Origin of the sequence: Ligilactobacillus sp. MP3 (assembly GCF_024436335.1) — a bacterium.
Taxonomy (GTDB): Bacteria; Bacillota; Bacilli; order Lactobacillales; family Lactobacillaceae; genus Ligilactobacillus; species Ligilactobacillus salivarius.
Genome location: NZ_JANFQI010000003.1, coordinates 57,057 through 69,603, shown reverse-complemented (window position 1 = coordinate 69,603; position 12,547 = coordinate 57,057). Strand labels below are relative to the sequence as shown.

The window sequence follows — 12,547 nt, the reverse complement described above, 5'->3', positions numbered from 1 at the left end:
AAATTTCAATTCTCTAGCACTCTTTCTTTATCTCTATTCAAACATTCTCTTCGTTGCTCTAAGCAATACTCTTGGATCTTTATCAAAGCGTGGATTCTTAACTAGTTTAGCCTCTGACACTCCTGCAAAATGGAATGCAGCAACTTCACCTGAACGAACTGCACTTTGTTCAGTAAATACCATTTGATATGGTTGTTCTACAAATTCTCCAGTAAATGCTAAGTTTGTAGAATGCTTTGGAATTACTTCTGGACGATCACTCTTAGCACGATTGTTAAATAATGCTGAAGCATATGGCATGTATACTGGGATACAATTGATAACACTGTCCATAATTTCATCTTCTAAGTCCATGATATTGTGTGGACCAGGATCTACTTTAGATAATTGTCCTATCAATTCTTGCAACATTTCTTTACCTGTCATCTTGATATATTGTTTATCAACAAATTCTCCTCGACGACGTGGATATAAGAAGTATCCCCAAATTACAGATTCATTAGCTTTTTGTGTTGTAAAGTGTGGTTGATGATGTACAACAATCGACATATTAACATCTTTATGTCCTAATGGTGTAATAGGTTCAGTTGAAATGAATGAATTTAAAGCATTTCCTGGAACTTGTGTTGTAATTCTAGTGATTTCATTTAATAAAATATGATTCTTAGTTGTTAAAGTAAAACTTACCCATTCTGATGCATCTCTATCATTGAAGAATTTATCAGGATTTCCCAGGTTATAAAATCTTTCGCATGCTTTCTTCCATAATGATGAAGCTGCCCCATAATCCATATTTTCAGGAGCTGGCGTGTTGAAATCACCTAAAGTTGCAGAATCTGTGATAGAACCGTTAGTAAAGAAGACAACTGTTTCATCATCTACAGTTACGTGTTCTACTGTGCCTTGTTCGATGTTTTCCATTTCTAAACCAGTTACAGTAATTTCATCTTGCATTGGTGTATCTTTAAATTCAAAATCTGTAACTCGTCTGTTCATAACAAAATTACATCCTTGTCCTTCAAGATACTTAATTAGTGGTAACATAATACTTTCATATTGGTTGTAACGTGTACGATTTACCCCTACTAAATGTTCAATTTGAGTAAATTCATAAATCATCTGATGCATATAACGTCTTAATTCTTGAGCTGATGATTGTGTTCTAAATGCAAAAGTTGTTTCCCACATGTACCAGAAATTAGTTTGGAAAATATGTGGTGAATCTTCAAAATATTCTGCAATTGTCACATTATCTAATTTTTCTTCTTGATTATCAGGCATCATAACTAAACGTGAAAGTAATATTCTGTCTAGGTTATTTAAACCAAGCTTGTGACCATCAACGATTCCCTTGCCTCCTTGAAGCAAACGAGCTTTATCATAGGTACGATGTTTACTATCAAAATCACGTGTATCTTCAGCAGCCGTCATGCCTGGTTCTGTAACTGAAGGAATTCTGTCCAATAAATCCATCAAATCAACGTATGTACGATAGTTTAACATACGTCCACCACGAGCAATAAATCCCTTTGTATTTTCCATTGGATGATTTTTATTCCAATATTCTTCAGCAGCTTCAGAAGCAGTAGATCCGTCATTAGCACCATGTGTATCTAAAGCATAGAAAGTAATATCTTTACCATTCCAATTTCCTTCTTGAATCAAATAAACTGCACCAGCCATATTTGCTAGACCAGCACCTATCATTATAGCTTTTTTCTTTCTCATAAAGATCACCTCACAAAACTATTTAAAAAACGTTTTCAATATATATTATAAACTTTTTTGTCGTCACTAAAAGAGATATTCGACATTTTAATAAAAATGTATCAATATTTAATGGATTTTAATAATATAAAAAAAATCGGACCTAAAGCCCGATTCCTAGTTTTCTTAATTTAAAAATGCTTGATGTTTCTTTTTGAAATGTTCAAATTGTTCTTCGCTAATATTACCTAATTCTAGTAATTTATTTTCTACAGTTTCTAGAACTTGAACACGATCTTCCTTACTTTCCATAAAGTCGTATTTATCACCGTCAATGATCAAAAGTGGTGAAGCATCATATTCCTTCATCCAGATATCGTAATGCTTCAATAGTCTTTGATAGTAATCTACCAAGGAAGGATCTTTTTCAATTAATTCATAATCACGACCACGTTTTTCAATTCTTTTAATCATTGTTTCATATGAAACTTTGATTGTAATCATCAAATCAGGTGATTTTTTGTGTGAAGCAAGTGGTAATTCTTCCATCATGTTGTGCAATAAACTCTTATAGATATCATATTCTACTTGAGTTGCGTTTCCCATTTCAGTGTTCATACGCATAAAGATTTCATCTTCATAAATTGAACGATCCAAAATGTTGTTATCATCTTGCATAGCTTTCTTTATCATCGCAAAACGACGATTTAAAAAGAATGTTTGTAACAAGTAAGCATATGGATTAGTTGCTTCCTTATCCCCTTCAGCACGCTTTTTAGCAGCAATTTCATTTCCCTTATAAAAAATTGGTAATACAGGGTTATCCTTTACTGGTTCGTAATATGCCTTAGTCCCTAATTCTTTAGCTAAAATTTCTGTTAAACTTGACTTGCCAGAGCCAATAATACCTGATAATGTAATCAAAATGATTGAAGCATCCTTTCTTTTCTAAATATCTGTAATTGTAAGCAAAAAAATATGCTACATGTAGCAGCATTTCAATAAAGTTCTGGTACAAACCAGACTATCCTATATAATAATACACATCTTGATCTAAAAAATAAAGAATTATTTTTCGGTATCTTGTATTTAAAATAATATTAAGGTACCATATGTTGTATCATCATTAATTAATATACATATTTGAGGAGAATTGTAATGGCTAAAATTTATCTCGCGGCTCCATTTTTCAGTGATGGCCAACACGACCGTATCAATCAAGTAAAAGAAGCTCTTGAAGCTAACAAAACTGTATCTAGTATTTTTGTACCTGAAGAACATTCATATGAACATGCTGAATTTGGATCACTAGAATGGCAAAAAGCTACTTTTACTCTTGATATCAATAATATTTACACGGCTGATGCTGTAGTTGCAATTATTGATTATAAGAAAGAAGAAAGTGATAACGAAGCTGATTCTGGTACAGCTTTTGAAATTGGCCTTGCTTTTGGTACTAATACACCTGTCATTGTAGTTCAATTCGATGCTGAAAAGGAATTGAATCTCATGATTTCTCAAGCTCTTACAGCTTACTTTGACGCAAGCAAAGGTGAATTATCTGATTTAGCAAATTATGATTTCAATGAATTGATGCCTAAATTAGCTAATCGCCCAGTTATCTAAACTCTTTTCACTACCAGTATTATCATGTTACTGGTAGTTTTTTATATATTTTTTTAAGAAGGTGTTATTTATGAATGCTGAACTTAATCGTAAAACAGCAATTAAAGAAGTTCTTCCTACTGCATTCGGCTATATTGGTATTGGAATTGCTTTTGGGATTGTTAGTAAAGCTGCTGGTTTGTCGGCTTTGCAAGCTGGTCTTATGAGCTTGATTGCCTACGGGGGATCTGCACAATTTATTATCGTAAGTATGCTGTTAGTACATAGTCCTATTATTTCCATCATTACAGCTGCTTTTCTCGTTAATTCACGTATGATTTTAATGAGTTTAGTAACTGCTAAATACTTCAAAAACAATAGTATGTTACATAATATCCTAATTGGATCCTTGTTAACAGATGAAAGCTTTGCTTTGGCAATGAATAAACTCAACTATACAAATAATAAACTCAATTTTGCTTGGTTTGACACAGCCAATTGGTTCGCATACTTCGTCTGGTTTTTCTCTTCAGTTTTAGGTGCTTTAGTGGGAAATTTTATCGAAAATCCCACTAATCTAGGAATCGATTTTGCCTTGGTAGCTATGTTTATAGGTTTGTTATACCTACAAATGATTTCTGATAAGTCATTAAAATTAAGTCTACAGCTTTTAGTAGTAGTTGCTACCTTTATCCTTGTTTATTTAGGACTTATTTTTATACCTAGCAATCTTTTAATTATTATTGTCACATTATTAGGGTGTGCAGTAGGGATGGTGTTGAAACATGTCCTCTTTTAATTATGTCTTACTCACAATCATTGGTTGTGGATTTGCAATGTGGCTTTCAAAAGTACTGCCATTTATTTTACTTAAGAAATTCTCTTTACCAGCAATTGTTATTGAATATCTGAGCTTCGTTCCAATTGTTATTATGTCTGCCTTGTGGTTTAGTCAACTTTTCACTCAACACTTGGGACATCTTCCTAACATTAACTGGGAAAATCTTCTGGCATCTTTGCCAACCTTAATCAGTGCTATTATTTCTAAAAATCTTTTGGTCACAGTTATTGTGGGGATTATCTCATTAGCTCTCATTCGTATGGTAATTTAAAAGGCTATGCAGCTTAACATTGGTAAGCTACATAGCCTTTTAACATCTTCAATTATGAACGTAATCTTCTTCTTTGGCGTTCTTCTAATTCACGGTTATTATCGTAAATCTTGTCCCCAATTTCTTTAACAAGCTCAACGTTCTTCTTATATTCTGCTTGTGTCATATCAATATTTTCAAAACAATCTTGTACGTGTGATTTAATTTCTGCTTCCATTTTAACTGAGTAGTCTGTTAAGGAAACAAATACCTTACGTCCATCTTCACCTGTACGTTCACGAGTTACCCAACCATTTTTTTCCATACGTTTCAATAATGGTGTCAAAGTACCTGTATCTAGGCCTAAACGTTCACCTAATTCTTTGATCATCATTGGGCGTTGTTCTTCCCATAATACCAATAATGTGATGTATTGTGGGTAAGTTAACTTAAATTCTTTCAATGATTCTGTATAAAAACGATTATAGAATTTTTGAGCTGTGTAAACAGCAAAACATAATTCATTTTCTAATTTATTTGGCTTATGTTCTAACATATTACCGTCACTTCTTTCTTTTTAATTATTATATTAAAATTTAGCTTTTGCTGGTGCAATAATTACATAACGATAAGGCTCTGAACCTCGCGAAAAAGTTTTAACATGCTCATCTTTAGCTAAGGATGAATGAATAATTTTTCTTTCAAACGCTGGCATTGGCTCTAAACTAATTTGACTTCTAGAAATTATAGCTTCATGTGCTTTTTTCTGAGCTAAATTGTTCAAGGTTTCTTCTCTTCGCTCACGATAATCAGCTACATTTAACATAATACGAATTCTTCGATTATTATTTTTATGCTTATCGAAGTAATCTTGCGCTAGTAGTTGTAAGGAATTTAACGTTCTACCATGTTTTCCTATTAATAAACCTTCTAGTTCAGTATCAAAATTATAGTAAACTACCCTTTTTCCTTGGCTAACATCTATAACAGCCTTTATTCCCATCTGCTTAGTTATATCAGCTAGATAGTAACCTAAATTTTGAATAACCACATCTAAATTATTTTGATTTTCTTCTTCTACTTTCTCACTATTTATTTCAATGTTTTTACTATCCTCGTTATCTAAAGTTTCTGATTCTCTATCTACTTGATCCTCAGATACAATCTCTAATTGAGGTTTAGTATCACTTTCAGTTTGCACACTTGAGTTTACAGTCAATTCTATAACTGCTGGTTTTTTTCCTAACCCCAGGAATCCTTTGCGGCCATGAGAGATGACTTCAATCTCTACATTTTCTCTATCTACACTTAAATCTTGCAATCCTTTACTTATGGCAGAATCAATAGTTTCTCCCGTGTATTGCATCAAAATCTTCCCCCTTTCACAATTTTTTATCAAACTACTATTATATTTTTTTTGCCATAAATTGCACAAATAATTATATCATGAAAACTTATTTTAAACTATATAATTTTGCACAAACAGTATACTATTCCTTTATTGGTCTAAATAAATGATATGGAGAAATAATTTGGATTTTCCCTAAAATATCAAGGAATTCATCGATACTTTCCATTGATTCTTTATTATAATTCGATACCCAAATTCTAATCGCACCTATGATTTCACCTGCAAATATCCCCTCTGCATATCTGGTAGGTATCATTGTCCCATACGTTATTTTATGAAAAGAATTACGAATAGTTATTTCTTCTTTTAATAAATCCATAAAATCACGATAAAAATCTATTGTTGCATTTCTTGAAAATAAAGTACGCACCATATCACTATTTTCATTAATAAAAACGGCTAATTTATAAAATTCATCATGTGTTGATAAATACTTTTCTTCATCTGTCTGCAATCTGCGGACTTCAAACTGTTCAATGACTTTTCTATCGGCTTCCATCGCCTGTTTAATACCTTTTAAAATCCTACTTCTAACATCATACAAAAATTCGTACTTATCTTTATAGTATATATAAAACGATCTACGACTAATACCGGCGGCAGCTACCAATTCCGCAACTGTCAACTGGTTAAATGATTCATTTTCCAAAGCCTTAACCAGTCCACTCTCCAACTTGAGTTCTGTCTTTTTCAAAATTCATCCAATCCTCTCTGTTTTGTACACTCATTAAAACAGTTCTTTTTCAGTATACAGGAAAAAAACGAACTTTCATATCTTTTATTTCACAAATGATTTCAGTAAGCGTCACCCTTGAAATTGAATACCTTTTCATTTATAATGTACCTTGTACAATATTATGTGAAGATAGATTGACTAGCACAAGGGGAGCCTTTTTGGCTGAGAGTGAAGTTATTCAGACCCTTTGAACCTGTTCGTTAATGCGAGCGTAGGAATGTGTAGTAAATCAGATATAACTACAAATAAATCTGATATTCATACCGTCTTTGTGTTGGCTCTAATCGAGTTCACACAAGGAGGGGCTTTTTTATGTACAAAGAAAAACTATTAATTTTATTAGAAGGCGCTTTGATGGCTGCGATTGCCACTGTACTAAGTGCTGTTGTACCAACGGTTGAATGGTTCGATATTTCTTTGGGAATTATTCCAATCGTAATTTTTAGTATTCGCCGTGGTCTAAAAGCTGGTCTTTTGTCTGGATTACTTTGGGGATTACTTCCAATTTTAATTGGTCGTGCTTCTATTCTTACAGTTACTCAAGGAATTTTGGAATACCCTGTAGCTAACATGGTTGTTGGTTTAGCTGGAATTTATTCCAATCAAATTAAGCAAGCACTAAGCAACAATAATTGGCATGTAATTTTCAGTCGCAGTTTGTTAGCTGTTTTCATCGCCGTATTTGCTAAATATTTCTGCCACTTTATTGCTGGCATTATTTTCTGGGGATCCTATGCACCAAAAGGTATGAGTCCTGTACTCTACTCCTTATTTGTTAATGGTGGTAGTTTCCTATTCAATCTAGTCTTAGCCGGCATCGTTGTCGTTGCTTTAGAAAGAAAAGCAGATCGAATATTTGCATTATCTTAATTCGATATTTTTATAGTTTGGAAATTCTATTGTAATTTTCAGGCTATTTTTTTAACCAACATTGCCTTATGCTTTAAAAAAATTACAGATTACATTAAAATAAGATTAAATATTCTAAGGAGATGGATTCATGGTTAATAACGAATTAATAAAAGATGACTTATATATGGCTGTCAACGGCGACTGGTTAAAGACTGCTAAAATTCCAGCTGATAAGGCTGCTACAGGTGGCTTTTATGATTTAGCCGATGATATTGAAAAAACTTTAATGGAAGATTTCGCCAATTTTATGACAGGTGAAGCAACATCTGACGATAGATACTTAAATGAATTCATTAAATATTATCGTCTCGTTTCCAATTTTGAAAAGCGTAACGCTGATGGATTTAAACCTGCAAAACAATACTTTGATAAGATTACTTCACTAAAAGACATCAATGATTGGCAAGAAAAACTCTATGATTTAACTATGATGGGACTACCTAATCCTTTCCCATTATATGTTGAACCTGATATGAAAGATACTCAACACTATGCCCTATATGCATCTGTACCTAGCTTAATTTTGCCAGATAAAACCTACTATGAAGAAAATCACCCTCAAGCTGAAGCATTACTCAGTGTTTATCGTCAAATGGTACTTGCCTTGTTTGAGCGTGCTGGCTATGACAATGACTTTGCACAAGCAACTTTAGAAAAGGCGCTTACTTTTGATAAGTCACTTGCTCCTGTTCAAAAAGATAGTACCGAACGTGCTGATTATGCTAAATCCTATAATAAGTACAGTTTTGAAGATTATACAGCATTCAGTAAGAGTGTAGATTTAGGAGCTTTTGCTAAGAAATTGATCGGTCAAACTCCTGATCAAGTCATTGTGGATGAACCTAAATATTATGAAGCATTAGAAACTTTGATTAATCCTGATACTTTCGAAAACTTCAAGAGTTGGCTTTTAGTAAAAACTCTCATCAGTGTAAGTACCTTATTGGATGATGATACTCGTGTCCTAGCTGGTACATATTCTCGTGCTTTGTCTGGTTCTAAAGAAGCTATGAAAGCCCAAAAAGCTGCCTTTTACCTTGCTACTGGTCAATTTAGTCAAGTAGTTGGATTATATTATGCACATAAATATTTTGGTGCTAAAGCTAAGGCTGATGTTCATCATATGGTAGAAAAGATGATTGATGTTTATAAAAATCGCCTTGCTTCCAATGATTGGTTGAGTGATGATACTCGCCAAAAAGCTATTGTTAAGCTTAATACTTTGGGAATAAATGTAGGTTATCCTGATAAGTTAGATCCACTTTACACTAAGTTTGTTGTCGATGAAGATGCAGATTTAGTTACTAATGACTTAAACTTTACTCAAATTAGCCTTAAGGAACATTATAATCGTTGGGGTAAAGATGTTGATAGAAGTCGTTGGGAAATGCCAGCTCACATGGTAAATGCTTATTATAATCCTTCATTTAATATCATTGTTTTCCCAGCAGCTATTCTTCAAGCTCCATTTTATAGCTTAGATCAATCTTCAAGTGAAAACTTTGGTGGAATTGGTGCGGTAATTGCTCATGAAATTTCACACGCATTTGACAATAATGGTGCTCAGTTTGATGAGTTTGGTAATTTACACAATTGGTGGACTGATAAAGATTTGAAACATTTCCAAGGACTTGCTCAAGATATGATTGCTGAATTTGATGGTCTAGAAACTGAAGCAGGTAAAATTAACGGAAAGCTTGTAGTTTCAGAAAATATTGCTGATGCTGGTGGTCTAAGTTGTGCATTAGAAGCTGCTAAGAGTGAACCAGATGTTGATCTAAAAGCCTTCTTCATTAACTGGGCTCGCATTTGGAGAATGAAGTCTTCAATTGAACGTCAAAAATTATTATTATCAATTGATGTTCATGCTCCTCACGTATTACGTGCTAATGTTCAACCTAAGAATCTAGCTGATTTTTATACAACATTTGAGATCACATCAGATGATAAGATGTATCTCGCTCCTGAAAAACGTGTAAATATTTGGTAGAATTTAAGAAATCAGAAGTTAAGCTTCTGGTTTTTTTATTAATATAAATTGACAACGTTGCTATTTAGATCTTAAAATTGTCGTAACGATGTTGCTACTAGATCATATTTAGAATTGGAGTGATTTTTATGAAGCAAGTTGGATACTACAATGGTACTATCGCTGATTTAAATGAACTTAAGGTGCCTGCTACTGATCGTGCACTTTATTTTGGTGATGGTTGCTACGATGCAACTACATTTAAGAACAATGTTGCATTTGCCTTAGAAGATCATCTTGATCGTTTTTATAATAGTTGTCGCCTACTAGAGATCGATTTCCCTTTAAATCGCGATGAACTTAAAGAAAAGCTTTACGCTGTTATTGATGCTAACGAAGTTGATACTGGTCTCCTTTATTGGCAAACTTCACGTGGTTCTGGTTTACGTAACCATATTTTCCCAGAAGATAGCCAACCTAATTTATTAATTTTTACTGCTCCTTATGGTTTAGTTCCATTTGATACTGAATATAAACTTATATCTCGCGAAGACACTCGCTTCTTACATTGCAATATTAAAACTTTGAATTTACTTCCAAACGTTATTGCAAGTCAAAAGGCTAATGAAAGTCATTGCCAAGAAGTAGTCTTCCATCGCGGTGACAGAGTTACAGAATGTGCACACTCTAACATCTTAATTCTAAAAGATGGCGTTCTCTGTTCCCCACCTAGAGATAATTTAATCTTGCCAGGAATTACTTTGAAACATCTCTTGCAATTAGCAAAAGAAAATAATATTCCTACTTCTGAAGCACCATTCACTATGGATGATCTTAGAAATGCTGATGAAGTTATTGTTAGCTCTTCAGCTTGTCTAGGTATCCGTGCAGTCGAGCTTGATGGCCAGCCTGTTGGTGGAAAAGATGGAAAGACTTTAAAGATTTTGCAAGATGCTTATGCTAAAAAATATAATGCTGAAACTGTAAGTCGTTAAACGAAAAAAATCGAGAACTTTGCTTCTCGATTTTTTTATTTTACATAGTAAGAATATACTATTGACCCTACCACGGCCATTAATAGTAATACAATTATTATTACAACTGACATGTTACTTAGAAATACAGGTCAACTGCCCCAGTCTAAAGACATGGGGCTTGTAGCTCACGACCTTACGGTCGGTGGTAATAGCGCAACTTCGTTGCTCCCACACTATACGTGGCTACATTTGGGTGGTTGACAACACCCTAGATTACCAACATGTCAGTCGGTAACGTTAGTTAATTCAAATTTAGGGTTTTCAATTCCAGAAATATATTGCTTACCTAATTCGTACAAGTTCATAGCTCCAACACGGTCATCATTAGTTTTAAACCCACAGAAAACACAGTCATATCTATGTATTCTATGATTACGATTTTCTTTTCTAATTTGACCGCATTTAGGGCATCTTTGGCTAGTGTATTTAGCTGATACAATCAAGACTTGGCTTTGGCTTTTACGTGCTTTATAAGCTAATTTAGTTTGTAAATCATAAAAAGCCCATGAATGTAATTCTCTAGTTTGATTCTTGTTAGAATTAGTTTTTTCAAAAGTAACTCCAGATAAATCTTCCAAAACGAATAAGCTATTTTGACCGTAAGTGTCAACAAGTGTCTTAGATAGGCAATGGTTAACATCACTTATCCAACGGTTCTCTTTTTGACTTAGTCTTTTTAGTTTTCGCTTGGCAGATTTAGTTCCTTTACTTTGGAGTTGACTACGTAAATAGGCATACTTTCTACGTTTATAAGCAATAGCTTTACCATTTTTAAAACTGGTTTTACCTTTTTCGTCATAGCTAGTAACAATTTGTCTTAATCCACGATCAAGACCGATAATGTGTTGATTATGTTCTTTTTCCCAGTCATCAGTTTCAATGGTAACTGGAATGTGTAAAAACCAATGTTTTTTAAGCTGAACTAACTTAGCTGTACCTAGTTTGTAATTAGGATCAAAAAAGTTTAAATAATTGCCATTAAAAGTAACTTTTATTCTTTGTCCTAAGACATTCATAGATATTTTTGAGCCTTGTTCAACAAAAGAATAGTTGATATTACGCACATAATCAGCTTGTGGACGTGAGAATTTAACTGCTTTATGTAGCCAAGATAAATCACGCTTTTCATGGTACCATTCACTAGTATTTTGGTCTTGATAACGATAAGGACGTTGTTTTAATTGAGTTTCAACAGTCTTGTAACGAGCTTCAACGGTACGGTAGGTAGACTGAACCATGGCTGAATTAATTTCTTTAGATTCAGCACGTAAATAGTGATACATCTCTTTGTTGAATTTTTTACGATTTACCTTACAATCATTATCAAAATACCACTGACTAACAAGGTTACATAAACGTTGATATTCCTTAGTTACGGCTTTAAATTGAGCAACTTGTTCTTGATTAGGATATAAACGTACTTTAGCTGTAATTACTGTTTTCATTTGATTTCACCACCTTTTATCCATATCTTTATTATAACATATTGGATAAAAGAAAGGCACAAAATAGCTCCAAAAGGAGCTATTACTAGGGCTTATATCCCCTCACTAAAGTAAGGGGGGTTACGCCCATTTGTCACTAAAATAAATCCAATACCATCTACTGCCAATAACAAGTTACTTGCAAAAGCATTGGTCTTTTTCCAAATTTTATCGCTACTTATAATTCTAGTGGTTCTAATGCCAATATAGCGATTAATTTTGTTATTTCTTGTCATTAAAGCTATGATGATGATCATACATGACAAAGCAACTGCATTAATCATGTTAATATTTGCTGTAGGTTTCAAAGCTACACCTATTATTGCTAACTGTGCTAGAAATAATATTATTCCTATACCATCTATTACTTTTTTAGATTGATGTCTTTAATCCCAAAACTGCTTATCAGCCACAAGATTAATTCCATAACCGGCATAAAACTGATACCCTCCAATTTAGGTGCTGTACTAGCAACAGTTCCAGTTAAGGTAAAATGTACGGGAAGACATGTCGGCAAAATTCCATATACAGTAATTGATATTAACACTATCAAAATCATAATTATGAACAACATATTATTTTTTATAACTTTCAT

At 33.3% G+C, this 12,547-nt stretch carries 14 protein-coding genes and 1 riboswitch; of the genes, 6 read left to right on the top strand and 8 right to left on the bottom strand.

Features of this window, described 5'->3' with window-relative positions; translation table 11 throughout:
* Nucleotides 1–33 precede the first annotated feature (33 nt).
* Together NOU10_RS03275 and NOU10_RS03270 are read right to left on the bottom strand one after the other, a co-directional pair.
* Nucleotides 34–1,728 (bottom strand): oleate hydratase, encoded by a 1,695-nt coding sequence (locus NOU10_RS03275; RefSeq protein WP_081541094.1) that lies wholly within the window; start codon nucleotides 1,726–1,728, stop codon nucleotides 34–36.
* Between the two features lie 165 nt (nucleotides 1,729–1,893).
* On the bottom strand, nucleotides 1,894–2,631 hold the full coding sequence (locus tag NOU10_RS03270; RefSeq protein ID WP_014568809.1) for a deoxynucleoside kinase: 738 nt from the start codon (nucleotides 2,629–2,631) through the stop codon (nucleotides 1,894–1,896).
* Nucleotides 2,632–2,865: 234 nt separating this feature from the next.
* Here NOU10_RS03270 and NOU10_RS03265 point away from each other — a divergent pair, with 234 nt between their 5' ends.
* The 3 genes from NOU10_RS03265 (at nucleotide 2,866) to NOU10_RS03255 (ending at nucleotide 4,424) form a co-directional block, all read left to right on the top strand.
* Nucleotides 2,866–3,333: a nucleoside 2-deoxyribosyltransferase gene (locus tag NOU10_RS03265; protein WP_003701005.1), complete on the top strand. Its 468-nt coding sequence runs from the start codon at nucleotides 2,866–2,868 to the stop codon at nucleotides 3,331–3,333.
* Nucleotides 3,334–3,403: 70 nt separating this feature from the next.
* Nucleotides 3,404–4,111 (top strand): AzlC family ABC transporter permease, encoded by a 708-nt coding sequence (locus NOU10_RS03260; RefSeq protein ID WP_255905976.1) that lies wholly within the window; start codon nucleotides 3,404–3,406, stop codon nucleotides 4,109–4,111.
* Nucleotides 4,098–4,424 (top strand): AzlD domain-containing protein, encoded by a 327-nt coding sequence (locus NOU10_RS03255; protein WP_003705561.1) that lies wholly within the window; start codon nucleotides 4,098–4,100, stop codon nucleotides 4,422–4,424. The genes NOU10_RS03260 and NOU10_RS03255 overlap by 14 nt, the downstream gene beginning before the upstream one ends.
* Before the next feature lie 52 nt (nucleotides 4,425–4,476).
* Here NOU10_RS03255 and NOU10_RS03250 read toward each other — a convergent pair whose 3' ends face one another.
* The 3 genes from NOU10_RS03250 to NOU10_RS03240 all read right to left on the bottom strand — a co-directional run bounded on the left by NOU10_RS03250 (nucleotide 4,477) and on the right by NOU10_RS03240 (nucleotide 6,508).
* Nucleotides 4,477–4,959, bottom strand: coding sequence for a MarR family winged helix-turn-helix transcriptional regulator (locus NOU10_RS03250; RefSeq protein ID WP_003705562.1), 483 nt, complete (start codon nucleotides 4,957–4,959; stop codon nucleotides 4,477–4,479).
* 33 nt (nucleotides 4,960–4,992) lie between these two features.
* Complete coding sequence (jag, locus tag NOU10_RS03245) at nucleotides 4,993–5,769, bottom strand: RNA-binding cell elongation regulator Jag/EloR (RefSeq protein ID WP_223657431.1); 777 nt, start codon at nucleotides 5,767–5,769, stop codon at nucleotides 4,993–4,995.
* A 124-nt stretch (nucleotides 5,770–5,893) separates the two neighbouring features.
* Nucleotides 5,894–6,508, bottom strand: a complete 615-nt coding sequence (locus tag NOU10_RS03240) for a TetR/AcrR family transcriptional regulator (RefSeq protein WP_223657430.1) — start codon at nucleotides 6,506–6,508, stop codon at nucleotides 5,894–5,896.
* A 178-nt stretch (nucleotides 6,509–6,686) separates the two neighbouring features.
* Nucleotides 6,687–6,785, top strand: a riboswitch (TPP riboswitch).
* 77 nt (nucleotides 6,786–6,862) lie between these two features.
* On the opposite strand from NOU10_RS03240, the gene thiT reads away from it, so the two are divergent.
* From thiT to NOU10_RS03225, 3 genes are all read left to right on the top strand, one after another.
* Nucleotides 6,863–7,420: an energy-coupled thiamine transporter ThiT gene (gene thiT, locus NOU10_RS03235; protein ID WP_003700998.1), complete on the top strand. Its 558-nt coding sequence runs from the start codon at nucleotides 6,863–6,865 to the stop codon at nucleotides 7,418–7,420.
* A 130-nt stretch (nucleotides 7,421–7,550) separates the two neighbouring features.
* Nucleotides 7,551–9,452 carry a M13 family metallopeptidase gene (locus NOU10_RS03230; RefSeq protein ID WP_098034021.1) on the top strand — a complete coding sequence of 634 codons (1,902 nt, stop codon included), beginning with the start codon at nucleotides 7,551–7,553 and terminating at the stop codon, nucleotides 9,450–9,452.
* Nucleotides 9,453–9,580: 128 nt separating this feature from the next.
* Nucleotides 9,581–10,426 carry an aminotransferase class IV gene (locus NOU10_RS03225; protein WP_081538347.1) on the top strand — a complete coding sequence of 282 codons (846 nt, stop codon included), beginning with the start codon at nucleotides 9,581–9,583 and terminating at the stop codon, nucleotides 10,424–10,426.
* Nucleotides 10,427–10,692: 266 nt separating this feature from the next.
* Here the strand turns inward: NOU10_RS03225 and NOU10_RS03220 are convergent, their stop codons facing one another.
* The 3 genes from NOU10_RS03220 to NOU10_RS03210 form a co-directional block, all read right to left on the bottom strand.
* A complete protein-coding gene (locus NOU10_RS03220; protein WP_255905975.1) occupies nucleotides 10,693–11,913 on the bottom strand; it encodes a transposase in 1,221 nt (406 codons plus the stop codon).
* Between the two features lie 92 nt (nucleotides 11,914–12,005).
* Nucleotides 12,006–12,260 carry an SdpI family protein gene (locus tag NOU10_RS03215; protein ID WP_227412316.1) on the bottom strand — a complete coding sequence of 85 codons (255 nt, stop codon included), beginning with the start codon at nucleotides 12,258–12,260 and terminating at the stop codon, nucleotides 12,006–12,008.
* Nucleotides 12,261–12,316: 56 nt separating this feature from the next.
* A complete protein-coding gene (locus NOU10_RS03210; protein ID WP_003705569.1) occupies nucleotides 12,317–12,547 on the bottom strand; it encodes a DUF1648 domain-containing protein in 231 nt (76 codons plus the stop codon).